Origin of the sequence: Paenibacillus sp. FSL H8-0457, from assembly GCF_038051935.1 — a bacterium.
GTDB classification, from domain to species: domain Bacteria; phylum Bacillota; class Bacilli; order Paenibacillales; family Paenibacillaceae; genus Paenibacillus_AQ; species Paenibacillus_AQ lautus_A.
Window position 1 is genome coordinate 5,024,350 of the sequence record NZ_CP150293.1, and the last position, 24,143, is coordinate 5,048,492.

28 protein-coding genes are annotated in these 24,143 nt (G+C 49.3%); 10 read left to right on the forward strand and 18 right to left on the reverse strand.

What is annotated here, in order from left to right:
- Positions 1-49: 49 nt before the first annotated feature.
- The 9 genes from MHI43_RS22350 to MHI43_RS22390 form a co-directional block, all read right to left on the reverse strand.
- Complete coding sequence (locus tag MHI43_RS22350) at positions 50-316, reverse strand: hypothetical protein (protein WP_015736519.1); 267 nt, start codon at positions 314-316, stop codon at positions 50-52.
- A 20-nt stretch (positions 317-336) separates the two neighbouring features.
- Positions 337-1,023, reverse strand: coding sequence for a class I SAM-dependent methyltransferase (locus MHI43_RS22355; RefSeq protein ID WP_036664136.1), 687 nt, complete (start codon positions 1,021-1,023; stop codon positions 337-339).
- Positions 1,024-1,055: 32 nt separating this feature from the next.
- Positions 1,056-1,571 (reverse strand): hypothetical protein, encoded by a 516-nt coding sequence (locus tag MHI43_RS22360; protein WP_015736521.1) that lies wholly within the window; start codon positions 1,569-1,571, stop codon positions 1,056-1,058.
- A gap of 15 nt (positions 1,572-1,586) precedes the next feature.
- Complete coding sequence (locus tag MHI43_RS22365; RefSeq protein WP_015736522.1) at positions 1,587-2,468, reverse strand: alpha/beta hydrolase; 882 nt, start codon at positions 2,466-2,468, stop codon at positions 1,587-1,589.
- A 26-nt stretch (positions 2,469-2,494) separates the two neighbouring features.
- Complete coding sequence (locus MHI43_RS22370; protein ID WP_015736523.1) at positions 2,495-3,193, reverse strand: HAD family hydrolase; 699 nt, start codon at positions 3,191-3,193, stop codon at positions 2,495-2,497.
- Between the two features lie 19 nt (positions 3,194-3,212).
- Positions 3,213-3,680, reverse strand: a complete 468-nt coding sequence (locus tag MHI43_RS22375) for an NUDIX domain-containing protein (RefSeq protein ID WP_015736524.1) — start codon at positions 3,678-3,680, stop codon at positions 3,213-3,215.
- A gap of 91 nt (positions 3,681-3,771) precedes the next feature.
- Positions 3,772-4,338: a YfiT family bacillithiol transferase gene (locus MHI43_RS22380; protein ID WP_049788730.1), complete on the reverse strand. Its 567-nt coding sequence runs from the start codon at positions 4,336-4,338 to the stop codon at positions 3,772-3,774.
- Positions 4,339-4,356: 18 nt separating this feature from the next.
- Positions 4,357-4,758, reverse strand: coding sequence for a hypothetical protein (locus MHI43_RS22385; protein WP_015736526.1), 402 nt, complete (start codon positions 4,756-4,758; stop codon positions 4,357-4,359).
- An 86-nt stretch (positions 4,759-4,844) separates the two neighbouring features.
- Positions 4,845-5,294 carry an NUDIX hydrolase gene (locus MHI43_RS22390; protein ID WP_015736527.1) on the reverse strand — a complete coding sequence of 150 codons (450 nt, stop codon included), beginning with the start codon at positions 5,292-5,294 and terminating at the stop codon, positions 4,845-4,847.
- A 470-nt stretch (positions 5,295-5,764) separates the two neighbouring features.
- Here MHI43_RS22390 and MHI43_RS22395 point away from each other — a divergent pair, with 470 nt between their 5' ends.
- The 3 genes from MHI43_RS22395 to MHI43_RS22405 all read left to right on the forward strand — a co-directional run bounded on the left by MHI43_RS22395 (position 5,765) and on the right by MHI43_RS22405 (position 10,561).
- Positions 5,765-6,856, forward strand: coding sequence for an SAM-dependent methyltransferase (locus MHI43_RS22395; RefSeq protein ID WP_036664144.1), 1,092 nt, complete (start codon positions 5,765-5,767; stop codon positions 6,854-6,856).
- 427 nt (positions 6,857-7,283) lie between these two features.
- Positions 7,284-8,768, forward strand: coding sequence for an endonuclease/exonuclease/phosphatase family protein (locus MHI43_RS22400; RefSeq protein WP_036664147.1), 1,485 nt, complete (start codon positions 7,284-7,286; stop codon positions 8,766-8,768).
- Positions 8,769-8,989: 221 nt separating this feature from the next.
- The gene (locus MHI43_RS22405; RefSeq protein WP_051425389.1) at positions 8,990-10,561 is read left to right on the forward strand and encodes an acetamidase/formamidase family protein; all 1,572 of its coding nucleotides are present in this window, start codon (positions 8,990-8,992) and stop codon (positions 10,559-10,561) included.
- 80 nt (positions 10,562-10,641) lie between these two features.
- Here MHI43_RS22405 and MHI43_RS22410 read toward each other — a convergent pair whose 3' ends face one another.
- On the reverse strand, positions 10,642-11,118 hold the full coding sequence (locus MHI43_RS22410) for a DinB family protein (RefSeq protein ID WP_036664150.1): 477 nt from the start codon (positions 11,116-11,118) through the stop codon (positions 10,642-10,644).
- A 40-nt stretch (positions 11,119-11,158) separates the two neighbouring features.
- Entirely contained in the window at positions 11,159-11,836 is a 678-nt protein-coding gene (locus tag MHI43_RS22415; protein WP_036664153.1) for a class I SAM-dependent methyltransferase, read from the reverse strand.
- 529 nt (positions 11,837-12,365) lie between these two features.
- Here MHI43_RS22415 and MHI43_RS22420 point away from each other — a divergent pair.
- Complete coding sequence (locus MHI43_RS22420) at positions 12,366-13,427, forward strand: S-layer homology domain-containing protein (protein WP_235201836.1); 1,062 nt, start codon at positions 12,366-12,368, stop codon at positions 13,425-13,427.
- A 104-nt stretch (positions 13,428-13,531) separates the two neighbouring features.
- On the opposite strand, the gene MHI43_RS22425 is transcribed toward MHI43_RS22420, so the two are convergent.
- The 3 genes from MHI43_RS22425 to MHI43_RS22435 form a co-directional block, all read right to left on the reverse strand.
- Complete coding sequence (locus tag MHI43_RS22425) at positions 13,532-13,975, reverse strand: GNAT family N-acetyltransferase (RefSeq protein WP_015736535.1); 444 nt, start codon at positions 13,973-13,975, stop codon at positions 13,532-13,534.
- A 39-nt stretch (positions 13,976-14,014) separates the two neighbouring features.
- Positions 14,015-14,494: a GNAT family N-acetyltransferase gene (locus tag MHI43_RS22430; protein ID WP_235201837.1), complete on the reverse strand. Its 480-nt coding sequence runs from the start codon at positions 14,492-14,494 to the stop codon at positions 14,015-14,017.
- A gap of 112 nt (positions 14,495-14,606) precedes the next feature.
- A complete protein-coding gene (locus MHI43_RS22435; RefSeq protein WP_015736537.1) occupies positions 14,607-14,972 on the reverse strand; it encodes a nuclear transport factor 2 family protein in 366 nt (121 codons plus the stop codon).
- Positions 14,973-15,023: 51 nt separating this feature from the next.
- Between MHI43_RS22435 and MHI43_RS22440 the strand changes: the two genes are divergently transcribed.
- On the forward strand, positions 15,024-15,284 hold the full coding sequence (locus tag MHI43_RS22440) for a hypothetical protein (protein WP_081746337.1): 261 nt from the start codon (positions 15,024-15,026) through the stop codon (positions 15,282-15,284).
- A gap of 169 nt (positions 15,285-15,453) precedes the next feature.
- Here the strand turns inward: MHI43_RS22440 and MHI43_RS22445 are convergent, their stop codons facing one another.
- The 4 genes from MHI43_RS22445 to MHI43_RS22460 all read right to left on the reverse strand — a co-directional run bounded on the left by MHI43_RS22445 (position 15,454) and on the right by MHI43_RS22460 (position 19,824).
- Positions 15,454-16,143 (reverse strand): stalk domain-containing protein, encoded by a 690-nt coding sequence (locus MHI43_RS22445; RefSeq protein ID WP_036664157.1) that lies wholly within the window; start codon positions 16,141-16,143, stop codon positions 15,454-15,456.
- A gap of 70 nt (positions 16,144-16,213) precedes the next feature.
- Positions 16,214-17,422 (reverse strand): hypothetical protein, encoded by a 1,209-nt coding sequence (locus MHI43_RS22450; protein WP_036664160.1) that lies wholly within the window; start codon positions 17,420-17,422, stop codon positions 16,214-16,216.
- 174 nt (positions 17,423-17,596) lie between these two features.
- Positions 17,597-19,132 (reverse strand): HAMP domain-containing sensor histidine kinase, encoded by a 1,536-nt coding sequence (locus MHI43_RS22455; RefSeq protein WP_036664162.1) that lies wholly within the window; start codon positions 19,130-19,132, stop codon positions 17,597-17,599.
- A complete protein-coding gene (locus MHI43_RS22460) occupies positions 19,129-19,824 on the reverse strand; it encodes a response regulator transcription factor (protein WP_015736541.1) in 696 nt (231 codons plus the stop codon). The genes MHI43_RS22455 and MHI43_RS22460 overlap by 4 nt, the downstream gene beginning before the upstream one ends.
- A gap of 174 nt (positions 19,825-19,998) precedes the next feature.
- Here MHI43_RS22460 and MHI43_RS22465 point away from each other — a divergent pair, with 174 nt between their 5' ends.
- The 5 genes from MHI43_RS22465 to MHI43_RS22485 are packed head-to-tail and all read left to right on the forward strand — an operon-like array spanning position 19,999 to position 24,125.
- A complete protein-coding gene (locus tag MHI43_RS22465) occupies positions 19,999-20,943 on the forward strand; it encodes an ABC transporter ATP-binding protein (RefSeq protein ID WP_015736542.1) in 945 nt (314 codons plus the stop codon).
- A 1-nt stretch (position 20,944) separates the two neighbouring features.
- A complete protein-coding gene (locus MHI43_RS22470) occupies positions 20,945-21,679 on the forward strand; it encodes an ABC transporter permease (protein ID WP_015736543.1) in 735 nt (244 codons plus the stop codon).
- Positions 21,676-22,362, forward strand: coding sequence for an ABC transporter permease (locus tag MHI43_RS22475; protein ID WP_015736544.1), 687 nt, complete (start codon positions 21,676-21,678; stop codon positions 22,360-22,362). The genes MHI43_RS22470 and MHI43_RS22475 overlap by 4 nt, the downstream gene beginning before the upstream one ends.
- 51 nt (positions 22,363-22,413) lie before the next feature.
- Positions 22,414-23,520 carry a histidine kinase gene (locus tag MHI43_RS22480; RefSeq protein ID WP_036664163.1) on the forward strand — a complete coding sequence of 369 codons (1,107 nt, stop codon included), beginning with the start codon at positions 22,414-22,416 and terminating at the stop codon, positions 23,518-23,520.
- The gene (locus tag MHI43_RS22485; protein WP_015736546.1) at positions 23,517-24,125 is read left to right on the forward strand and encodes a response regulator transcription factor; all 609 of its coding nucleotides are present in this window, start codon (positions 23,517-23,519) and stop codon (positions 24,123-24,125) included. Before MHI43_RS22480 ends, MHI43_RS22485 begins: the two co-directional genes overlap by 4 nt.
- Positions 24,126-24,143 lie beyond the last annotated feature (18 nt).

Below are 24,143 nucleotides of genomic sequence, written 5' to 3' on the forward strand. Positions count from 1 at the left end.
ATAAAAAGGCTATCCAGGTCAAAACGACGCTTGGATAGCCTTTGCTAACTCATCGAAAGATCACGTCAATCACCTTCGCCACGACCACGCACTCTATGACGAAGATCAGTAAACAACAAAAATAGAAAACGGACAGCTTCAGTTCCCCGAACTGATCCTTCCAATAACGTCTGCGGAACAAAGAGATAATATCCGGCGTAAACGAATACTTCACCGACTGCTTCAGATCATCCACGTCATCGAAAATTCGTCTAAAGATCCACTTATAGATCGGAATATTCAGGATGAACAACACGACATAGATTAGAAGTTCCACAAGGCCGTGTCACCTCCTAGTTAAACATGCTTCCACCAGACCCCCGCGCACTCCGGCACCGTTGACCATTGGTTCGCTATGATCTTACCCGTTAACTCTTCACCGAAAAAGAAGCCTGTGTGTAGCAATGCCTCCTCTACCGTATCAAAAACATAATCGGTCCGAATCCACTGATGGCTAAATCCGTATTGCTGCTCCAATTGAGCGTAATAACCGGTTAGGAAATCGGGAGGATTCGGCGTCTCCGTTCCGGTTCCCATCGTTTCCAGTATCAAGATCGTCCCCCCGGGTCTCAAAACTCGATGCAGCTCCGACATCACAAGTTCAAGATTCTCACGCCATTCCTCATGGCTGGAATCGGCCAGATAACTAATGCTCCAGCCCGATACAATCAGATCTACACTCGATGAAGCAACCGGGAGATTGCGATGATCAGCAACCATTGTGGTCCAATTGCGAGAATCTAAAGCTTCAGAGCATTTATCGTCCAAAATAACAAGCATGGGTTGCGATATGTCGGTACAGATCAATGATCTAGCGTCGGCGGCAAGCAGCATCGATAATCGGCCTGATCCTGCCCCCAAATCAAGAACATCCAGTCCTTCGTGCGGTCTGACCCTATGGATAAGTTCAGATAAATCAGGCTGTCTGCTAACCATGGCCTCATAGGCTTGAGCCTGCTTGTCGTAAATTTTATCAATAGACACAATTTGTCCCCCTATCCAGCCCGCTTACGAAATTAATTCTCCGCGGATGTTCCTTGTCTTCTGTTCATGATGTCCTGTATCAGTTTGTACATGAAGCACAGCAGCAGCGAGAAGGCAATCATCATGAAATACGTGTTCCAATTGAAAAATTGATTGTTCATATGTATCGAAAGGAGACCGCCGGACGTTATCGATACGATGTGATCCCAGTCCGTTTGGCCCCACCTCAATTGGAAAGCCTCGGCTAGGATTTCTCTATAGATTTCGAGTCGATGAAGCTGATAAGCATACCCCGCTATGATATAGCCGATCAGCACTAAGATCAACAAACTCAATCTGCTGAGTGACAACTTCACATCTTTAAATAAACGAATCCATTGATAGACCAACATAAGAAAAAGAATGCTTAAAGGGATCAGCAGCAGGATGGCAGGATTGCCGTTTCCGGAGCTGCTGCCGGGCCGAGGCGTCATCATATTGCCGAATAGAACCACGCCTAGCGCGGCAAGCGCAATGATGATTAAAGCGGCAAAACGTCTCATTTTCATATCGGCACACCTCGTTCAAGCTTCCTTGCAAAAGCCTATAATCTCTTCATGAACGAGCTCCGGCATCTCATGGTTAATGGCGTGACCCGCCCCGTTAACGATGCGGTAGCGCATCCCGTTCGTCTCCAATCTGGCAACCGCCTTCGGATAATGACTAAGCAAATCCCGCTCGCCAATGACGAACAAGGTCTTGCTGCGAATAGCCTGAACGTCCGCTGGCGAATGGATCGTAATCGCATGCTTCATCATGGAGCGATTGTTGAAGTACTTCAGCAAGTAGAACCAGTGCTGCATCAGCTCCGGATTGTTCTCGAATGCATCTGCATGGGTACCGCACAGCTTACGAAGCAATGAACGCACATTTCGTTCCGAAGGGAATAAGGCTTCCGGCAGAAAAGCCCTCATCATTTTGCTCATCACTTCAAACTGGCTTCCGGCAATGCTCCCGGCCAAACAAACAATCCTGTTCACCCGATCCGGTCTGACGATGGCGTAATGATAGGCCAGATAAGCTCCATAGGATACGCCCGCGATATAGACAGCGTCCACATTCATTGCCTCAAGGACCTCGTCCAACCATGTTGCCTGATTGAATTCGCGAGCATACTTGTCGTTCGGCTCGCTCTTCCCGGACCCTCCGATATTGTCCACCGCGATGATATGAAAGTTACGGGATAGCTCCTCCACGTTATATATCCACATCATGGCGACGTTATCGCCCGTTCCATGCAGTAACAGCAGCGGAGGAAGATCCGAAGAACCTACTGTTATAACGTGAGTCATACCGTAGGAAGTAGAAATATTATGCTGCTCATACGGTACCGTCCATGACGACAGCAGGCGGTCGTAGGATGCATAGACGAGCTTTTGTCCATGATTGCTTTTGAATCGCTTCAATACCTGCACCTCCAATGACATAAAATTTATCTTATGCACTTGCCTTCATGGTGTTCGGCATATATAGGGATCAATTGTTCCAGCTTATGTATGGTCCTGTATGGCTTCACGTCCATAGAGGCGTCCCATCCCCCGTCTCTCGTATACCAGATGGCTTTGATACCGCATTGTGCTGCCCCGATTACATCGTTATGCGGATGGTCTCCGACGTACCATGCCTCTGATGGCATTACGTGAAGTTGGCTCAGAGCTCTCGTAAAGATTGCAGGCTCCGGCTTTTTGACGCCAGCCTCTTCGGAGATCACGATAGAATCGAAGTATTCGCGAATTCCCAGCTGATGGATCTTGCCCTCTTGGACTTGAACGGTTCCATTGGTGATGATGCCAAGCTTAAGTCCCCAAGTCTTCAACTCGCGCAGGACGGAAACCAGCTGATCCATCGGCTGGATACAACTGGCGATTTCCCCTCTGAAAAATGACAGGTATTCATCCGCCTCCGGGGGATTCACCCACGGAAGCTGCTCGACCAGCATCTCATACACTTCGCGCTTGTCCCGATAGCCGTTATGATCCGCTTCCTTGAATCGCTTGGCTATCATCATTTGTGCAGCTTCATCGGAATCGGGAAAGTACCTGGCAATCAATCGCTTGATGAACGTGTTAATTGCTGCCCTTCTGTCCGTTAATGTCTCATCCAGATCGAAGATGATCGCTTTTACTGTCATAGGCGGCGCCTGCTTTCTATTAAAAATGTGCACGCTCTCCATTGGCTTTAATGAAAATATGCTCCGGGTATTTTAGAGCCGTCGGCGGCCGCTGATCCTCCGGATAGAACGCCAGCTCCGCAAACTCGTCATTCTCCGGGTCCAGCTCACCGCTCACAACGCTGCACTCGAACACAATGGTGAGGTACTCCACTTGGTGTCCATTGCTGTATGTATATCGGCGTTCTTTTCCGCCATACACCCCAATGATTCGCTCAGGATTGATATCAAGCCCCGTCTCTTCCTTCGCCTCGCGAATCATCGCCTCCGCCGGCGACTCACCCAGCTCGATGGCACCTGCTACAAGGCCCCATAATTCTTCCTGATGCTTTCTTCCGAACAAAATATCATCCTGATCATTTCGGATAATGCCTGCAACGGACGGCATGAATATCAGCTGATCTCCGATCTTCTCTCTCAAATCTTTATAGTAATCCGACATTCCCATGGCTTTACGCTCCTTTGGTTTGGTTCTTCATGCTGACATGGAAGGCTTAGAATCTAGCTTCTTCTGCCCTGGATCTCCAGCTCATATGGGCTCACTCCTTATGTAACTTCACAGTTTCGAGGTTCGCTATGGATCTTATCTGTGCGATATGATGCTGGTTGTGCCATACGAATCGCTGCAAGGCGATGTCCAGGGTAAAGCTGCCGAGCACTTGGGTTCTCATGGTTCTTTTGAAATCCTCGGGATGCAGATCCTTAAGCAGGATAAGAAAACGAAAATGAAGTGTTTCCAGAAGCGAAAGCGAGTTTTCAACGGGAACCTCCGTGTAATCGCTCAGCTCAGCCCATAAATCCTCCCGGTACGAGCTAGCCAGCGGCTCATCCTCAGTCAATGCCCGCTTAAATCGCAAGTAAGCGTTCATGTCGTTATCGGCGAGATGGTGCACGATTTGCTGAATGCTCCAGCCACCTTCACGGTATGGCATGTGCAGCTGGGAAAGAGGACACTTCATGATGATTTGCCGAAGCGTCGGTACGATTGAAGGAATCTGCTGCATAAACTTCTGTCTGTCCTCCAAAGTTGGCTCCACCAATGGCTCAAAGGAGCCCAGGGGATAACGGATGCTGACCACCACTTCCTTACCTCCTCCATACATCATCGTACCCTTCATATGTTTCTAGTCGCAGATAGATCGAATAAACAATACACCGGATAATACGGAAAGCAGCATGTGTATTTCCGGTTTCCCAAACATCTCTATAACGAACAGCCTTCCAAGTCCAAACCACTCAATCCAATAAATGCCAGGAATGAAGATGATGACTGTAAGTAAAGCAGCGGGCAATAACAGCCAGCTTAATCGAACTTGCCCCTTAATTAAACTACCCCATGCTCTCCACTCTATTAAAACTCCGAACAGGAATCCGTATAAACTCATCTTTAATAACGAGAATTGCTGGGGAGATAAATCTGTATAGGCCCTTTGAATTTCATTATGAGTTTCACTCATCAGGTACAGTAATATGAACATACCAATGACAACGAATCCGCCAAAAGCGATTTTTTTAGGTTGGATCATCCCTCTTTCGCTCCTTTATTCGAAAAAATAATACGAAATATCCGCTAAGAATTATGATTATGCGATGACCCCGAAGTTAGAAGCAGTTAAGACGGATGAAACAGCGCAAGCGGGTGCTGTACGCCTTTTTCGAGGCTCTCCACAATCCGCCCCATGACTTCGGCATCCCGGAATATCATGCTGTCATCCGCTAAGAGATCAGGCAGCGTGACCCAGCGGCAATCCTTGATCTCGTCAGCACCCAACTCAAGCGAGCCCCCCGTCACGATTCCGGTAAAATGAAACATGACGACATGGTAATTCAAACTGCTGATGAACTGATAAACCCCTGTTGTACCCGTCAGTTGTACTTCATACCCTGTTTCTTCCTTCACTTCTCTAATAGCCGCCTCAAACATCGTTTCTCCAGGCTCGATGCGCCCTCCCGGGAAGTTCCAGGTATCCCGAACCGAAGGTTTATTTTCTTGGATAATAAACACTTGATCTCCCTGTACGAGGGTAACGCTGACCACAAGCACGATCCCATTTTCCGTCATATCCACAATCCTTTGCACATGATCTACATAAACAGAACCCGCCTTTGGCGTTAACCGCGAGGAGGGTTCTTGGATGAAATATCTGGTAACTCCCCTTATTCTACCGTTATCGCACATAACACGCAATCGCACGACGTTAATGAAACTTCAACTCGGAATGACTCCCCTTCTCACGCATATCTCCATCGAATAAATACTCCAGTACGAGACTGCCCCAACTGCTAGGAATAGTTTTTTATGTAGATAGAGTCACGCGTCGGGTCAAGCCGATAAGGCAGAGAATATATTATTGAAGACTGAATGCTCCAGAACATCGCCCCATGATCATGATGTCAAATTCTCCGGTCACCCTTCTGAATGCCAGCATTGCAACAAGCAAGCACGTTCTACTGAACATTCCCATCGAAGATTGTTGAAGCCTTTTAATTTTCTTCGAAATAAGGGAACTACGATATATTGGAGGTTGAGCGATGTCCGGGTATGTAAATGTTGATGTCCCGATCGAACTGCTGTTCACGGATCTGGTTACGGAGGAAAGAAAAAAGGATATTCCCAACTACACCGATTCCTGGTACGAACATCATAAACTTTCCGCTGATATGCCGATCATGCGTTTTGATTCGCACAAGAGCCTGTACCGATATTTCATGAACGAACAAGCCAGCCCGTCCGCGTACCTGGATTGGTATAAGAAGATCTTTCTCACCAGGGGAATCGACCCGCCTTTACAGGATGAAGAGGTCCTCTCCTTTAGGAAAAATCAGTATCACATGATGAAGGTGGATCTGTCGTCCAACAGCGCTTTTTTTCATCAAGACCCGCCTTTGGTGAAATTTAATCGCGCAGGAGGTTATTTTAACCTGAAGGACGGACATCACAGGTCGACTTTTTTGTATTGCCAAGGCAAGAGGAGCATGAAAGTCAAAATGTCCAGCGAAGATTATATGGACTGGATGAATATCGAAGGACTGTCAGAGGTTGCCGATTCTTTTCAGAGATATCAACGGAGCCTTATTTATACCCCCATACTGCACCCTTCCTACCTTCTTTTGAAGAGCGAGCGCGATCAAACCTATCCGACAAGACTTGATGTCATTATGGATTTCTTGGGTACACGTTCTCTTCTCGGCACGAAAGTGATCGATATCGGCTGCAATATCGGATATTACGCGCGGCATTTCGCCCGCGAAGGTGCGCACGTAACCGGATTGGAGCCGCTGGCTGAGCATTATGATCTGGCTTTGCAGCTGAATCGGCTGGAAAGGGTGAACTTTGACCTGCTTCCGGACCGTTTCGAATCTTCATCAAGACTTCAGCGGTATGAGATCGGCCTCCTGTTAACCGTTTTTTATCATCATATGGGAGACCAAGATATCCGTAACGCTTTTTTGCGGAAAATCAATCAATGCATTACCGATATGCTCTTCTGGGAATCAGGCGGCGAACCGGAAACGGAAAAAGCGCTGCTACTGCAAAATACGCATTTCACCCGGTATGTAAAGCTGGCGGCCACATCGGGTACAGGGAAAGTAAGGGAGCTCGGCGTATTCTTAAAAACCTGAAGCTGGTAGTTAAAGGTGAACTAAAACTCGGGAGCCTGTGCTTCTTGAGGCGTTATTTACGTTCATGACGGTATTGAGGTCAAAGGGGCCTGCAGCTACAATGGTCTTCTTGGCCTCTTTCTTGTGCCGTACCACCGCGGAGCCGGAAACAACCGGAGAGGCGGAGCTAGGTTTACATATTACGAACAGCCTGACGGACCTCATATCGCCATCATCTCTCCATATTAATATTCTCTTCTTTCCCGAGTGGCCTCTTCCAGCCATTTCCTCCACGAATAACCAAAACAACAGCAAAAACCTAAAAAAATGTAAATACGCAGCCCGCTAAAAATACGATATGATATGGGCAAATCAGGAAGGGAGGACAAGTGACCTGCTCAGCATCCATTAGGAACATATTCTTGCACATGACAAAGGAGGAATTTTAATGAGAATCCCCAAAATCACCAGCCTGTTCATGATGCTTACATTTCTGACAACGGCATCGCTATCCGCTACCGGCGAAATGGGAAGCACCGCGGAAGCCTCGTCGGGCCCTTTAAAGGTTATGAGCTTCAACCTGCGGTATGCCGCCAATGACAGTCAGCCCTGGGAGAACCGCCGCCCAGTCACCAGAAACCTCATCCTGGAGCATCAGCCGGACGTCATTGGAACGCAGGAAGGACTCCACCGGCAAATCGTGGATCTGGAGAATGATCTGCCGGGATATGATCGGATCGGAGTCGGACGTGAAGGCGGGAGCTTAGGGGAATATATGGCGATTTTTTACAATACGGAACGGCTGAGGCCACTGGAGCAGTCTCATTTTTGGCTGTCCGATACGCCCCAGACGATCAGCTCGGCCAGCTGGGGCAACCAAATTCCGCGGATGGCAACCTGGGTTCGCTTTCAGGATCTTCGAAACGGCAAAACCTTCTATATGGTCAACACGCATCTGGATCATCAATCCGAGGTTTCCCGGCAGAAGAGCGCCGCACTTATCGTTGATAAGATGAAGGCATTTGACCCGGATATCCCCGTTGTAATCACCGGCGATTTCAACACGCTTCCGGGGAGCGATACGTATTCGATTTTTACTAGCAACGGGTTGTCGGATGCGCATGTCACGGCCAAGAAGCGAACCAACGATGATCTGGGAACCTTCCATAACTACAAGGACCCTACGGGCGGCGGCAGCGGAAACCGGATCGACTGGATTCTGCACGGCCAAGGGTGGAATGTCCTGCACAGCGAGATTATCAACTACAAGGAAGACGGCCAATACCCTAGCGATCATTATCCCGTCATGATGGAGGGCACCCTACAACAATCCAACAAAACCACCGGAGAAACGGTGCCCAAGCAGCCCTTGACCACAGCTCTGCATATCTCCGAAGTGGTCGCCAACTCGAACGAGCAAGGGAATTACAATTATGTGGAGATCTATAACCCCACGAACCGGGAAATCGACCTGGAAGGGTATCAAATCTACTATTATTACGATCCTGCCCTTCCGTTCGACAAATCCAAGTCCAACCGCTGGACCATTACGAAGGATCGCTACAGCACCAACACCCTTATCGGCCCGAATGAAACCAAGGTGGTCTGGATCAAGAAGCAGCCTTGCTGTTATGACCTGGAATTGGAGCAGTTCCTTGCCAACTATCATGCCGATGGGGATGAGCTCTTACCGTCTCAGGTGCTTGCCGTCTTCACGCCGGGCAACAATCAGGGCCTGAACGGAACCTCCACCAGCGGACGTTCCTTGGGTATTTCATCGCCATCCGGCACGCATCTCGTAGGGGTCCAGTTTAATAACGGACAGCTGGATGCCGGTGTGAACGAATCGATCACCTATCAGGAGCCTGCGCCGCTGATGAGCATTATGCAGAAAAAAGACACATTTCAGCGCCCTTCCCCTGGTCAGCCGTAAGCTTCATACTCCAAAAAAACAGATAAACCTTCCACATGCCATGACTCAGGCTCATGGTGCGTGGAAGGTTTCTTAGGTATTCACCCTCAGAAATCTAGTTCTATGTAATTAATTTCATCTGTTTCATGTCATATAACATAACATAGATATTGTTAAACTTATCCTTCTCCATGTATAATGCTGCTAGATTGATAATATGCACAGGATATGCGGGAGATAATATGTCATCAAGGAAAAGAAATACTCGCTTTCATTCCATCACCGCAGCTTTATGTACGATTTCCTTGTTCACCGCTGTACCCGCGCAAGCCGCTGCCCTCGATTCGTTTCCCATCCTGCAATCCACCAGCAATGAGCAACTCAGAGCCGATTATTATGTCCCCAGCACCGTAGAGAATATCAGTTGGGGGCATCTACCGAATCGGGACAGCAAATCCATCATGACCGTCACCTCCGGCAGCACCGTCACGTTTGATACGATATCCCATGAAGGCATCCTTGAAGACCAGGGAAGGGATCCGGAGAAGTATTTTGCTTCCTTCGGCATCCGGCCAGATCAAGTGCTAGATGACGCTAAAGCGGTTGCTGCCTCTGCGCTGCAGCATGATTTTGACAACGATGGACCGCATGTCGTAACGGGACCGATCGGAATCCAGGGAGCAGAACCTGGAGATGTGTTGAAGGTCGAGGTTCTTTCTCTCACCCCCCGGGTTCCCTACGGCGTCATATCCAACCGGCATTATAAGGGGGCCCTTCCCGGCGAATATCCCGAGAATGACGGGCGTAAAGAAGGAGCAAGCGCAGCAAATCCCGAGCTATACCAAAATATTTCCAAATTCACGCCGGTAGAAGAAATCAACGGTAAACTCTATGGCGTGCTTCCCGTTGAACAGGGCGGGCATGTCCGCTTCCCGCTCAAGCCTTTTATGGGACTTATGGGCGTCGCACCGGATACCAGTGAAAAAGTTAGCAGCGTCCCGCCGATCGAAACCGGAGGCAATATCGATATCAACGAGCTTGGCGTCGGATCTACGCTGTATCTTCCGATTCAGGTAAAAGGCGGGCTCTTCTATACCGGCGATCCTCATTTTGCACAGGGAGACGGCGAGGTTGCCTTGACTGCAATGGAGGCCTCCCTTCGCGGCACCTTCCGGTTGACGGTGCTGAAAGCTGGCGATCCATCCTTGCCGCGTGCAGAGCTCAAGCAGCCTTTTGCCGAAACGGAGGATTACTGGATTCCCGTCGGTCTCGATCCCGATCTGGATGAAGCCATGAAGGAAGCGGTGCGCGAAGCCCTTGGGTTCTTGAATGAGAAGCTGGGCATGGATCGCGCAACGGCTTACGCTTACATGAGCGCGGCTACGGATTACGAGGTCTCCCAGGTGGTGGACAAAACCAAAGGAATTCATGCGCTGATTCATAAGCGGCATTTTATTAACAATCTCAAGCTGTCGATCGCCATCAACGGTTCCGCCCTGGGCTCCTCCATCATCGGGGATGAATTCTATGTTCCCCTCCGTCCGCTCGCTGAAGGTTTGGGCTATGAAGTGGAATGGGATCCTAAGCGGCATGCGGCCTTAGCAACCGCCCCGGGTAAAAGCATAACCGTCCCGATCGGACAGGCGATCTATGAAATGGATGGCAAGGCGGTGTACAACAGCGAAGCGGCCATCATGAAGAATGACATAACCATGATTCCCATCAAGACAATCCCTGCTCTGTTCGGGGCCCATGTGAACTGGACCACCAGCGGGAATGTGCTTAAAGCCAGCGTAACGCCTTCCCTGGATTGATCTTGTACACAGTCGCTATATGATTCTACCGAAACAAAGTCCCCCTTAGCTGGAAACGCCATCTAAGGGGGACTCGTTTATTAGATCGATGTGGTTTTATATTGAACCGTCAAACACTGCTTGGCGATATAAAAAATTTGACCCATATGCTCCGAATAATGCGTGGCGCACTGATGCAGGATGTCGAGATTGCTCCGTTCTTTTCCCCGGACCGGTTGAACCTGTTCAAAGTCCTGACTCGACATGGATTTCACCGTATCGATCAGGAACTGAAACCGATTCTTCACAATCTGGATCAGATCATCCCGGCTGACAAATACCTGGGTCAACTCCTGCTCCCGATTTCGCGGGGCAACGTCTTGTTGCAATATTCCTTTCATGACCCGTTCTTGAATGTTGCCTTCGATGTGCCTGATCAACGTAGATATGCTTAGACTGGAATGATTGGGCCGCCAATTCACTTGCTCATCGTTTAACTGCACCAACGCTTTCAAGATACGGCTGCGGATGTTTTCAAATTTGTCCTCCAGCCACTTCCGGTTGAACTCATGATCCATATCGCACACTCCTTATTCGGTATGATAAAAGATCCTTGATTCACGCCTTCATCGCTTTCCAGATATATTTGTGCTCGCGGACTCCAAGCTGGCCGTCGATCTGGTTCTCCCGTATCCTGTTCTCGAGCTCACCCTTCATTTCCGGTAAAGTATAATCGGGATTGCCTGGCGTATCCGACAGGTTTAATGCAAATTCGTGGGCATTCGGGAAGTAAATAATCGCTTCATTATACTCCTCAATCTCGACATTCATGTAGCCATTCTCCGACAATCGCCTTCGAACGTGAGTCACATCGGTATGTATCCCGAAGATGGTGCCGCCTGAAGCTAATATCCTCGGGTGTTCCAGGATTGAGGTAGGTCCTCTGCGGTCATAGATAAGGTCGAATTGCCCGTCTTGAAAAGGCATCTGTGTCTTCGTCGTGGCAAACACGAATTCCACATTCCGGGTTCCGCTGCTTTCAAGCAAGGATCGGGAGATTCGAATCATCTCCGCGGAATTGTCAAAGCCAATGATTTTCTCAGCATGTCTGGACATCCGAAGCGTGAACTCGCCATGCCCGCAGCCTGCGTCCAGCACGGAATGATACTGCGGCAGCATCTCCACCAGCCGCTCCTCAAACACTTCTTCCGCCGACCTTCCGACTACGGTACACACCGCTCTTCCTCTATAGCCGCCATTCCTGCGCGCGATCATGTCATACCAGTCGATTCCCATGCGTTCCCCCCTTTCGTGATAGGCTGTACTGCATTCACAATCCAAGATGGCACAACCCTGTCGTTACATGATCTTGAGCATGCCAACAGGTACCGAATCAACGAATCAACCGCTATTGCTAATGTCTTAAAATATTACCATTTTGTTCCGCAATGTCAACGGTTACATTTAAATTTCCCGTCGAAAATCATCCACTTTCATTCGGTTTCCCCGGCATTCGTCTTCGCTTCCATTACGCTTCGGACCAAGAACAATGCAAACCGACTCTTTTTCAATAGGTAAGGAGGACTAAAAAAACATTGCTCTTGTCATAATTTGTCGTCTACAATGGAGGAATATTAATCCAATCTATCGATACATACAGGAGGATTTCATGTTTTTAAAAAGGTGGCGTCAATTATTATCTTTAACCCTTATTTTATCGTTTTGCATGACATCCGTGGCAAGTGCGGCGGAATCTGGTCAAACCAAGTATGCATGGGCCAATGAGTCCATTGACTTTCTTCGATCCCATGGGGTTTTTGAGAACATGGAGTATCGGACAAAAACGCTAGGCAGGATGGTGACCAAAGCCGATCTTACCCTTATGGTTCACCGGCTGTTTACCGATTTCCGGGTCGAAGCTGATAAGAAGTTCGACATTCCCGGCGTCCCTAACGGGCACCCATCCTACCAGATTTTTAAGGATGTTTACGGCAGCATACCTTCGGCGCCGAACGGATTAATCGGAGCCGCAGACAGAATCAATTATGGCGATGAAACCTTCAAGTATATACCGGAGAAAGTGTTGACACGCTGGGACTTGTTGATTACGCTGAATACGCTGTTCGATGATATTGGTTATTCCTTGGAATTACCGGACGGTGAGGATATCGCGAGATTGCGGGCGATTAAAGACCTGCCCAAAAGATATTTCAATTCCTACAAGCAATATGATAAGTGGAAGTATGCCTATCAGCCATTGGCACCCGAAATCGGATTGATGCAAGACAAAAAATACGGGCCTTCCTTAGCCTCCGATCTGGATTACGTCAAAGCCTATGCCCTGCTCGGCTTTGCCGAGGCCGGCATCATGAAACCCGACGCAAGAGGGTATTTTCGCCCGAATCAAAAGGTAACGTTAGCCGAAACGGCGGTCGTCCTGCATCGAATTTACGACTATTTTGATGGCGGCAGCTATGTCCGGGAACCATCGCCGGATGATCTCATTCCGAATGGCACAAGATATTTTATATACAAGGATTCCCCATCAGCGCACGGGGCGAGTCCGGTTTCCGACTTTGCTTTGGTGAATTCCGATGCCCTGCCGGAATTCTATCTGGCCTTGAAGGCTACCGAGAAAATCGACTTGCAGATCAACGTGAACGGGGAGCCATCCTATTATACTTACGAGCAGTTGAGCAACCCTAAGCAGCCTGTTCGAATCCCCTTGAACGGCGCATACTATGCGGAATTCATCCCCATTATCCGAAGCAAAGGTCAAAAAGCAACCGGCGAAAATAACAATATTGAAGTTATGTATTATTACGCTGATACATTCCAGGACTTTACCCAAGCCATATGGTATGAACCCAATCTCCAATTAAAATGACACAAGGGAGTGCATAACTGTTGCATACAGTATGCTCTCCCTTTTTTGTCATACAATGCTTGTCGTCCCGTTACGCCTTTTTCGAACACCACTAAGTTGATGTCTTATAGCTCCAGCTTCGCTACGGATTCTCCCCCCGACCAGGGCATAACGCCGATTTCCTCAAAACCCGCTTTGATGTACAGTTGTCTGGCCCGTTCGTTCTTCGGATCAAAACTTAGCATAAGGACATCTGTCCGGCCATGTTTGTTTCGGATTTCTTCAACGATGTATCGCAAAGCCTCTTTCCCGTAGCCCTTTCCTTGGAAATTCCCGTCGATCATGAAACGGTAAATCCAATAGTTGCCGTCATCGGCGTCCAAGCCATATAACGCGAACCCGACCATCGTCTGATCATCATAAATGGCCATCGCTTCAAAATGTTCAAGAAATTGATACTGGGCAATCGAATACAGATTGGAGGCAATGAAACCTTCTTGCTCCGGTTTCGCTTTCAGTTTAATGCATTCGGTCCAATTATCCTTATTTACGGGCTGCAGTCTAATCATGTCAAGCTCCTTCAAATCATTGTTGATGTTCACACGGGTTTACGCCAAATATTTAACAAAATAATAGTGCTGATGTCCCCTTGGGGCATCGTCAATGCGAGTTATCTCTTGAAATCCATGTTTACGGTAGAATGCCGGCGCTTGAAAGCTGAAGGTATTGAGCTTGATGAAGGTGCATTGCTTTTCTTTTGCGATCGTCTCAATCTCTTGTAGTAATCTTGAGCCATATCCCCGCCCTCGAAATCGATCATCGATCCACAGAATATCGACCTCAATCCAATTCCAGCAAAATACACTGTTGATGCCGCCTGCGATCTCTCCAAACTCATCTTTTATATGTAAGTTGATCTCCTCGTAATTCTGCTGCAAATCTTCTGCGATAAACCGTGCATTAAATTGAATCAGGTTCGTCCGTACCGCAAGCGCTTCTTCCGGGCTGCTTCGATTGATGTTGATTTGCGACAATGGGTCACCCCCTTCTCTTAACCTCCGGTTAACCGGCTTCAATTCCATGTCCATTTCATGGCCCCCCAAGCGAGCATACATTAACCCAAATAATACCACATAAAGAACCCCTACTTCCGGGATTAAACAACTTTAGATAAACTTTTCCTAAATACTTCTAACCTTATCAACTATAATCTTCTATCACGGCGATCCTATCGTTTTTAAACGCGAATACGGACTTTCCCTTCATATGAATCTTCTCCCCGGCCTTCATACCGTTAGGTAGATCCTTAGCGAGGATACCCTCGTAGTCAATCTCAATCTGAAGCTTGTCATCTTCAAACGAAGAACCAACGATAGTCTGACAACGGTGGGAGAATAACGACTTGGACTGTTCGGCTATTTCCCGAAATTCCTCAATGCCTTTTTTCTCCACGTCCACCAATCCGCTAGAACTATTTCTGAATTCGATCTCCTCATGCAGAAGAGCTATCATCGGCGTCAACCCTGTTTTTGAAAAACTCCGCCTTTTGCTTTGCACAATTCTCATCAACTTGTCATTTAATATACGGACTCTACTAAAGTATAAGAGGTGATTTGAATGGGTCGTGTCACTGCTGTTCCTCAGCGGGATTTAGTATTGATCAGTTGGTCAAGAAATCCTCTTGTTGCGGGTTCTCCGCGTAGAATCGTGGCCGCACGCGTTATTGGCAATGCTTCACCTTGCCGGGCTGATTTGACGCCGAATGCCTTGCTTAGAACCGCCTTGGCCTGCTTGCAGGATCATGATGTAGGTTTCAAAATCGTATTCCGTCAAAGAACATCCAACATTAGCGGTTACCTGTTATTGCAGCGCAACTAATGAAATGATGGAAGGAGCAGCGTCTTGCTGCTTCTTTTTTATCTACGAGTTTCTAATATGAAAAAGCTCGCAGGCTATTCCGTTCACCCTGCAAGCTTCCTCGTAAGAACCTCTATTTCCTTTTTCATATCTGAAATATATCTCTATCACCTTAGAATTATCTCTATATTTATTTCAATTGGGCAACGCTTACTGCAACCTTCTCCAGCTGCGCTTTGCTTAAGGAATGATCCGGGGAGCTGATCGTCACGAAGCGGTCATTGATCTGAAATCCCAGCATATCCGTGTCATCCGGTGTATACCATTTCGCTTTAACCCCATTGGACAATGTAACCGGTTTGCTGTCATATCCATGAGAGTAGTCTCTTGGAGAGATGTACACCGTCATATGTTTGAAGACCATGTTCACGCCATCTGCCGATGCGCCCGTCTTTTGATACACATCGCCTTTTACCATCTGACTTGGAGCGTACGGTGTTTGGAAACCATCAAATTTGGCGAATGCGCTTTTGATCTCTTTTAGTTGGGCATCGCTGTAATTCACGTTGGTCAGCTCGATCGTCTGACCGTTTCCAGGATTACTTCCGATTAACACCTGGTTATTCTTCGCATCGTATCGCACAGGAACTTCCAGCACATCGGCAATCGCGCGTACCGGCAAGTACGTTGTATTCTGATACGTGATCGGAGTCAATTTCTTGCCCGTGTTATAGACGGTACCATCCACCTGGATACCGATGCTGTGATTTAGGTAAGCCGAGATTTTCTCCAGGTTGGCTCCCGCATAGACGCCAGCGGCTCCCGTCAACGTCATTCCCAGCACGGCAACCGCCGCGATTGATTTTTTCAATTGTTTCATTTCATCCATTCCTCTCGTTGTCTCACCAACCGTTCAAGTCGATGAGTCATAGTATGAAGCGCAATAACTTTTATTGAAAATCAATGACATGCGTTGCAATTAAAGCATCTTTATCGTCAATCGTAATTCCCAGTCTTTTTCCAGACGGACTCCAGGTCAGCGGGTAGACCGGATGGGCCGCAGGGTGCACCGCTGAATAATAGGGCGCCATCCAGCTTACTTTCCCGGAAGCCGTATCAAACACATACACGCCGTTCATCCCGCTTTCATTCTCCGAGTACACATCAAAGGCTAATCTGGCAGAATCCGGCGACCAGGACGGGTAAGAAATCAGATTGCCTTTTCCGATAAGCGATCCTTGCAAGCTGCCGGCCGCGTCATAGATCAGTAAATTGCTGCCTGAGTTCCCTTCCGTGTTGGTTGCTGTGGAGACGGCAATGTACTCTCCATCCGGCGAGATGGTGAAACTCCATACATTATCGATGAGATGTACCGGCTTCGACTGCCCCGGTTCAACCACCTTAAGCACCTGATTTACATCGGTATAATAGATCCGGCCTTTACTCGCTCCGAATTGGTTGTAAACTTCAACGTCCTCATCCTCAATGGCGGTGGTGGTGTAAGTACCGTCCGTGGAAATGAGACGAATCTCTCCCTTGCCGCTCATGGAGCCTGCCGCAAGAACATAGGTATCCGCATCGAGCCAACCGCCAATTTCCATGTAGTTGTCCCCTTTTACCGGAATGCTCTTGCCGGTATTAAGATCCTTCATGAAATTGTCTGCCGTGTACTTATCCCTCCATTTCTGTACAAAGCTATATTTACCGTCCGGCGAGACCTCTTCCTTGACCAGATGTTGGCCTGGATGCGACGTCTCATGATTCGTGAGCTCACGCCGCTCGCCCGTGCTTACGTTCACCTCTTCGGTGGCGTACGCATATTTCGGTTCTTCCGTTGCGGTTGCTTCTTTGACCATTTTGGTGGTAGTGACCCTGACCATATCCTCCGATATCCACGTCTCGATGTTGGACGAGGCAATCCGGTGCGTCTGATTCACGACCACTTCCCGACTTGCCTGCCCGCTCGCCCCGTCAACGACCGTGAGCTTGCGTTCTCCCGGTGTCTTACCTCCTCCGGCATTCGATACAGGCGGCTGGCTGGTTTGACTGCCCGGTTCCACGATCGTCAGCCGATCCTGGGACTGGCAGGCCGCAAGGGCTGCAGCCACAGCAATGATAGACAGCAACTTGATCCCATGCTTCCCAAATCTATGTTTCATAACAGGTTTCCTCCTATGCTTCTCCCCCAAAGAGCTTCGGCAGCTGCAACTCATGTGACTTGTCATGCGCCTCTTTCCCTGTTGAACTCAGTATAGAATGCGAATATCTCGATACGATATCGAGCTTGTAACGAACTTGTAAACAAAGATGTACATTTTAAAAAGAGCCCAGACCTATTCCAAGTCTGAGCTTTCTTCCACCGAATGAACCTCCTGGGATTGCGGCCGTTCCATCGGCAAGGTGACCACAAACGTAGAACCGTTTGGGCCGGATTCCGCAACCTCCACATAACCGCGCTGCTTCTCCGCCAAATTGCGAACCAGGGATAACCCTAAGCCGGTACCGCCATGTACCCGGGAGCGGTCGCTGCTCACCGTATAAAACGGATCAAAGATCCGTTCCCGGGCTTCGTCCGGAATTCCGATTCCGGTATCGCTTACCTTAATGACCATACGATCATGGCCTTGTGGATCCCGGTCCACTTCATTCGATAGCGTAACGGTCCCACCGGGCCTGTTATATTTAATGGCGTTATCCAGCAGATTCAAAATCATATGCATCAGATTCTCCGGATCGGCCCATACCTTGCCTTCGGATAATGAGGATCGCAGCGTTATGCCCGATTGCTCTGCTTTGGCCTCCAGCCGGGCTGCCGCCTCTTGCAGAATCGGCATGAGGTTTACGTGTTCCGCGTGGGTTTCGAATTCATATATATCCATGGACGATAACTGAAGCGCCTTTTCTACCAGGCGATATAGTCGCTGTGCTTCCTGGCTGATCTGTCCTCGGGCTTCCTCGAGCAGCGCGGGATCGTCGCGATACATCTCAAGCAGGTCCGCGTAGGCCAGTATGGAGGTCAGCGGCGTTTTCAACTCATGGCTGATATTTCCGATAAACTGCTTCTGCTGCTGCTCCAGCTCCCGCAGCCGATCAATGGCATCCAGCAGCTTCTGTTTCTCTTCCGTGAGCTGGTTCACCGACAAGGAAATTCGCCCGCTCATATCATATATCCCTTGCGCCAGCTCGCCGAGCTCATCGTTTCGCTTCACCGTCGGTTCTTGAAGATAGACGCCTTCGCCGATCCTCTGCGCAGCCTGGTTCAATCTGCTGATGACATGCACCTGCCGCCATACGTACAGAAAACCGATCAGGAAGCCGGCGGCCAGCACCGCAAGACCCGTCACGATAAACATTGTCTGGATCCTGTCATTGAACGCATGCTGCTCGGCCAGGGAGGCGTGGAATTGAATCGTTCCGATCGGCTGCTCCATATTCCGAAGCGGGGCAAGATATAACAGCTGGTCGCCCTCGGTAATATAGGCGGAACGCCCTTGCGCCGTGTGAGCAAGCGCGTCCAGTACATCCATTTTCGGCTGGAACGGAAGGGAAGTCCCCGTGAATGTACCATCTATCTTATACAGGGTCACCGGCATGCCGCTCTGGGTTCCGAGATCGACGGCCAGCCGTTGGCCGACATTTTCCATAAAATCATCCGGCTGCGTTTGAGGATTCGTCAGTAATTCCTGATGAATCCTGAGATTGGCTGCTTCTGCTTCCTGGGCGAAGGTTTGCTCCAGGCGCACCCGCTGGTCCTCCCGTATCCCGGCAAGAACCAACGTGCTTAGAACAACCACAACGGCGATCAGCAGCAGAGCGAGAAGCAGTGCGACTTTCCACTTTAAGCCGAAACGCACTTTTCCTTTGTTCATGATGGAATCTCCGTGCTTTTATATCCGATGCCATACACGGTCTGGATCACTTCATGCTGGTTTCCCAGCTTTTTGCGCAATCGCTGGACGTGAATATCTACCGTACGCGTGCCGCCGGCAAAATCCATGTCCCATACCTGTTCAAGCAAGGCCTCTCGCGAATATACCCGCTCCGGATTCCGGGCCAGGAGAGCCATGAGGTCAAACTCTTTCGGCGTCAGTTCAAGAGGCTTGCCTTCGGCATGAATGGTTCGATTTAACAGGTTAATGGTAAGTCCGGCTATCCGGATCACATGCGTTTCGAGGGCTTGCTTCCCGGCCGCCTCAGGAGTACGGCTTCTTCGGGACAATGCCTTTACCCTGGCGATGATCTCCCGCATGTCAAAGGGCTTTGTCATATAATCATCGGCACCAAGCTCCAGCCCGAGCACCTTATCCACAATATCGTCCTTCACCGTCAACAGCAGAATGGCAGGACGCTGCCGATCCCCGAGCCTGCGACAAACATCGTACCCGCTAAGCTTCGGCATCATGACATCGAGCACCATCACGTCAGGATCAAACGATTCCACGCGCTCCAGCGCTTCCTGCCCGTCCCCTGCGGTCTCTACCGTATATCCTTCCCTTCGCAGCGCATAAGCAACTGCGCTTGAGATACTGATCTCATCATCTACAACAAGTACCTTCGTCATCGCAGATACGACTCCTTTACTGGCCGATTACACATTTGCTAATTCCATGATGGTAACGTATCCGGCATCATATTTCAACAGCGGTCCCCTGCCGATTTCATTACAATTGTAACTATGAACGCTTTCGTCCGGTGGCCATAATAAAGCTAAGCACTCAAGCAAAGGAGGATTCGGATGACAATCGCTACCATGAACCATATCATTAAGCGCTATGGGCATCAGCTTGTCCTGGACCATGTCCATCTAGAAATCAGGCAGGGAGAAATACTCGGCCTTCTTGGTCCGAATGGTGCAGGTAAAACCACATTGATCCATGCGTTATCCGGCTTAATTGGCATCGATTCCGGAAGCATCGAGCTGTTTGGGGAACGGCCAAGCGGCCCTATGCTGGAGGTTAAACGAAAGATCGGACTGGTTACGCAGGATATCACCGTCTTTGAGGATTTAACCGCTCACGAGAATCTCGCCTTTTTTGGCGGAATCTATGGGTTAAGGGGCACGGAATTGAGAAGACAAATCACGGAAACGCTCCAGTTCGTCGGACTAACGGATCAAGCCCATAAACGTCCTTCCAAATTTTCCGGAGGAATGAAGCGGAGACTGAATATCGCCTGCTCTATTATTCACAGACCCAGGCTCCTGATCATGGACGAACCAACGGTTGGAATCGACCCCCAATCCAGAAATCACATCCTGGAATCGGTCCGCGAGCTGCAAAAAAGAGGGACGACCATTCTCTATACTACCCATTACATGGAAGAAGTGCAGTCCCTCGCATCCCGCGTCGTGATTATGGATCAAGGCCACGTCATAGCGCAGGGGACGATCGATGAGTTGGTAAAGAACATCCACCATGAAGAGAAGATCAAGCTGGAAGTCGTGGAGCTGACAGAGGATCTGATCGATAACATCAAACAACTGGATGGAGTCAAGCACGTGGTTTTGAATGGAACGCAAATTCAGATCATATCACGGGCAGGTGCAGGAAATCTGGATCGCATCCTGTCGTTGGCCAAAAGCGCGGGCGGCGTCCTATCCATCCATGCGGAGAAACCTACGCTTGAAGACGTATTCCTTACGCTTACCGGCAAGCAACTACGTGACACGGAGGGGACTTAACATGCTTGTATTCAGAATGACGTACTTCTCCTTGCTGCGCCTGATACGCGAACCCATCGGGCAGCTGCTTCTGCTGGGCCTGCCACTGGTCGTCATTACCGTGCTGGGTGTCGTTATTGGACCCTATGAAGGCATGAACGGTGTTCCTCCGCTGGACTTGATGGCCGTTACGACCATTATGGGCGTTCAGTTTTTTGGCGGCACGTATTTGATGAGTTATTTGGATATCGATTTACTTAAAACCCGGAAATGGAGAATCTATTCGCTCCCTATTAACGTAGCGGTTTATTCAAGCTCTCTTATTCTTGCCTGCACGCTCTTCAGCACTTTGCAAGGGTTGGTCTTGGTGCTATTCACAACCTGGGTGTTCGGGATCGCGTGGGGATCGCTCGGCTGGGTCTTGCTGGTATTTATTATTTATTCCTTCTTTGCGCAGTCCGTACATCTGCTGCTGACATTATCCATCCATAACATAAAATTGGCTGAAAGGGTATCTGAAGTCCTTGGAATCGGCTTCATCATCTTAACCGGATTAATGTTTCCTCTCCCGGATCATCATTTCTTTGAATTCATGTCGTCCTATGGGAATCCGGTATCCCTCGGAAAGATGGCCGTCCTGGAGATGCTTGTCGATGGCGGGCAAGGTAAAGCGTACCTAAGCATACTATTGCTGTTAGCCTTAACCGTGATATGCATGATGATCAGCACGTGGCTTGGGAGGAGGAAGCTCGCTTGACGATATTTAACTTCGCGCTCATCCGGAGCGTCCGCAGCTTGCCCAATCTTATCTTGCTGTTAGGCCTTCCTGCAGCCGTCGTTGTCCTCCCGGTGGGAGGTTGGCATGGCTTACCGCTGGGGTATCACTTCTATGGAATCCTGCTGTTATTCTCAGCCTCCAAACTCGTTCATATGGTCATGGAGGATCGAAAGAATAAAATTATGACCCGGATCGGCGTTGCACCTGTGACCCACTTCAAGTATTTATCGCAGAATCTGCTTGCTTTCGCTCTGCTGCTTGTAGGACAAAGCGCCGTGGTCACATTCAGCGCCTGGTTGCTGCATACCGATGTTTTTGGCAGTCTGATTCAACTCTTCTGCATGTTCAGCGTGTTCTCGGTCACCGCGATTAGCTTCTCTCTCGCGTGGTGCTCCATGTTCCGCCAGCCTGAATCTTCTACAGCCGTTATGCTGGGAATCATCTTGATCATGGCGGTGCTCGGAGGAACCTTATTTCCCATTCAGGCTATGCCTGCATCCCTGCAGAAAATCGCCATGTTATCCCCTACCTATTGGTTCCATGAGGGAATCATGCTTGCTAAGAACGGAGGCTTGTTCGCGGAGCAACTCACTCCGCTCGGGATCCTGCTGTTGTTTACGATCGCTTTTATGCTGATTGGCAGCCGAAGGAAACTCGCTTGAAAAATATGTTACGATATGGGGAAAAGAGAACGTATGCCATGGGAGGTTTTCATGAGAAGCTATACCGATTCGTGGTCCCCAAGCATAGCGGTCGTGATTTGGAGAATGTTTGCCCTGCTGCTTCTGGCCGCTCTGTGGTTTATGGGAGATGCCGGGACCGAAGGGTTCGTCCTAATCTTCGCCTTAGCGATCCTGGCAATAGCCCGATGGCGGTTTTCCCTTCCTTCATGGACAACACTGGTCGACCAGATTCTATGCATGTCCATCATTCCATTCTGGCCGGAGGCCGGCTTCGGACTGGCTCTGCCGTTATTTGAAACCATGCTTGCCGGTAAACCGCTGTTTTCCCTGCCCATCCTGGCAGCGCTTGTCATCGGCTATGTCGATCCGGACCTCCCGCTTCTTCTCATGCTCGTTCAAGCTTCATTTGCGGGGTGGATCGTTTTATGTTGGTCCAAGCAAATCCATCAGTATCGATTGGAGGCAGATCAGGAGCGTCGCGATCGCTACGAATTGGAAATATTGAAAGGTGAGCTGCTCATGGCCAATGTCCAAACGGCTCAGCTTGCAGAGCTGAGAGAGCGGCATCGAATCTCCCAGAAGCTGCACGATGAGGTCGGCCATGAATTAACAGCCGCGTTGTTAGCCTTTCAAGCTTTTGAAACATTATGGAGGGAGAATGACCCGCAAGCGGAAGACATGTTTGCTCAAGCCCAGATGCGTTTGTCGAGCAGTGCCCTGGAGCTGCGGGAAACGGTCCATAATATGCAGCCTGTCCAAGCGATCGGCATTCGGAGCCTGGAGGAGATCTGCCGCAATTTCAAAGCAATGCCTGTGCAGCTGCAAATTTATGGAAATACATCCCGTATAGCTGCCCATCTGTGGGTCATCCTGAATGCTTGCCTCAAGGAAGCTTTGACCAATGCGGTGCGTCATTCCAAAGCCAAACACGTTGAAGTATCGTTGGACGTCAATGAACATATCGTGCGGTTAAGCGTCCAAAATGACGGCGTTTTGGATTCCTCCTCGCTGCCTGGAACCGGACTCCGCAACCTAAGGCAAAGAGCCCAGGCTGCAGGCGGGAGCATCTCCACCAATACATCCAACGGCTTTCAATTGGTCTGCGTATTACCTATGGAAAAGGAGGGCATTCGATGAACATTCTCATTGTGGATGATGATCCATTGGTATGTCAGAGTCTCCGGCTGCTTCTATCCAGAGAAGCGGATATGGAAGTGACGGCCACTGCGAATGACGGCGCAGCAGCCATTCAATGCTGTGAAGAGGTCCTGCCGGACATCGTCCTCATGGATATTCGGATGCCTGGTATGGACGGAATCCAAGCGGCAAGGCAAATCAAGCAAAAGTGGCCCCAAGTCCAGATCATGATGCTGACCACGTTTCAAGATGAGCATAGTATCCGCCTGGCGCTGCTAGCCGGAGCCGAAGGGTATATGCTGAAGTCGACGCAGGTCTCCAGTATGGCACAACAGCTTCGTGCCTTGGCCTCCGGCAGTTCCGTTGTGGATGCCAATGTGCTGAAGACCTTGATGCTGCCCGAAAAAGAGAATCGTTCCGACCTTACCCCGCGGGAAAACGATATTCTCGAGCTGGTTGCCTTAGGCTGCTCAAATCGGGAAATTGCCGAGCAATTGTTTATCAGCGAAGGAACCGTGCGCAACACCCTCTCGATCATTCTGGATAAGCTGGAGCTCCGGGACAGAACCCAATTGGCGATCTATTATTGGAGGCAGTCGTTGTGATGCCTTATCCATCCCATT

Excerpts from the sequence above, each read along its gene's own strand:
- MHI43_RS22485 (WP_015736546.1), top strand. The coding sequence starts at position 23,517 with ATGAACATTCTCATTGTGGATGATGATCCATTGGTATGTCAGAGTCTC.
- MHI43_RS22405 (WP_051425389.1), top strand. The coding sequence starts at position 8,990 with ATGTCATCAAGGAAAAGAAATACTCGCTTTCATTCCATCACCGCAGCT.
- MHI43_RS22375 (WP_015736524.1), bottom strand. The coding sequence starts at position 3,680 with ATGGGAATGTCGGATTACTATAAAGATTTGAGAGAGAAGATCGGAGAT.
- MHI43_RS22410 (WP_036664150.1), bottom strand. The coding sequence starts at position 11,118 with ATGGATCATGAGTTCAACCGGAAGTGGCTGGAGGACAAATTTGAAAAC.
- MHI43_RS22390 (WP_015736527.1), bottom strand. The coding sequence starts at position 5,294 with ATGACGGAAAATGGGATCGTGCTTGTGGTCAGCGTTACCCTCGTACAG.
- MHI43_RS22435 (WP_015736537.1), bottom strand. The coding sequence starts at position 14,972 with ATGAGAATTGTGCAAAGCAAAAGGCGGAGTTTTTCAAAAACAGGGTTG.
- MHI43_RS22465 (WP_015736542.1), top strand. The coding sequence starts at position 19,999 with ATGACAATCGCTACCATGAACCATATCATTAAGCGCTATGGGCATCAG.
- MHI43_RS22425 (WP_015736535.1), bottom strand. The coding sequence starts at position 13,975 with ATGATTAGACTGCAGCCCGTAAATAAGGATAATTGGACCGAATGCATT.
- MHI43_RS22470 (WP_015736543.1), top strand. The coding sequence starts at position 20,945 with ATGCTTGTATTCAGAATGACGTACTTCTCCTTGCTGCGCCTGATACGC.
- MHI43_RS22440 (WP_081746337.1), top strand. The coding sequence starts at position 15,024 with ATGGGTCGTGTCACTGCTGTTCCTCAGCGGGATTTAGTATTGATCAGT.
- MHI43_RS22430 (WP_235201837.1), bottom strand. The coding sequence starts at position 14,494 with ATGGACATGGAATTGAAGCCGGTTAACCGGAGGTTAAGAGAAGGGGGT.
- MHI43_RS22380 (WP_049788730.1), bottom strand. The coding sequence starts at position 4,338 with ATGATGTATGGAGGAGGTAAGGAAGTGGTGGTCAGCATCCGTTATCCC.
- MHI43_RS22385 (WP_015736526.1), bottom strand. The coding sequence starts at position 4,758 with ATGATCCAACCTAAAAAAATCGCTTTTGGCGGATTCGTTGTCATTGGT.
- MHI43_RS22415 (WP_036664153.1), bottom strand. The coding sequence starts at position 11,836 with ATGGGAATCGACTGGTATGACATGATCGCGCGCAGGAATGGCGGCTAT.
- MHI43_RS22445 (WP_036664157.1), bottom strand. The coding sequence starts at position 16,143 with ATGAAACAATTGAAAAAATCAATCGCGGCGGTTGCCGTGCTGGGAATG.
- MHI43_RS22450 (WP_036664160.1), bottom strand. The coding sequence starts at position 17,422 with ATGAAACATAGATTTGGGAAGCATGGGATCAAGTTGCTGTCTATCATT.
- MHI43_RS22400 (WP_036664147.1), top strand. The coding sequence starts at position 7,284 with ATGAGAATCCCCAAAATCACCAGCCTGTTCATGATGCTTACATTTCTG.
- MHI43_RS22460 (WP_015736541.1), bottom strand. The coding sequence starts at position 19,824 with ATGACGAAGGTACTTGTTGTAGATGATGAGATCAGTATCTCAAGCGCA.
- MHI43_RS22360 (WP_015736521.1), bottom strand. The coding sequence starts at position 1,571 with ATGAAAATGAGACGTTTTGCCGCTTTAATCATCATTGCGCTTGCCGCG.
- MHI43_RS22455 (WP_036664162.1), bottom strand. The coding sequence starts at position 19,132 with ATGAACAAAGGAAAAGTGCGTTTCGGCTTAAAGTGGAAAGTCGCACTG.
- MHI43_RS22480 (WP_036664163.1), top strand. The coding sequence starts at position 22,414 with ATGAGAAGCTATACCGATTCGTGGTCCCCAAGCATAGCGGTCGTGATT.
- MHI43_RS22395 (WP_036664144.1), top strand. The coding sequence starts at position 5,765 with ATGTCCGGGTATGTAAATGTTGATGTCCCGATCGAACTGCTGTTCACG.
- MHI43_RS22370 (WP_015736523.1), bottom strand. The coding sequence starts at position 3,193 with ATGACAGTAAAAGCGATCATCTTCGATCTGGATGAGACATTAACGGAC.
- MHI43_RS22420 (WP_235201836.1), top strand. The coding sequence starts at position 12,366 with ATGGAGTATCGGACAAAAACGCTAGGCAGGATGGTGACCAAAGCCGAT.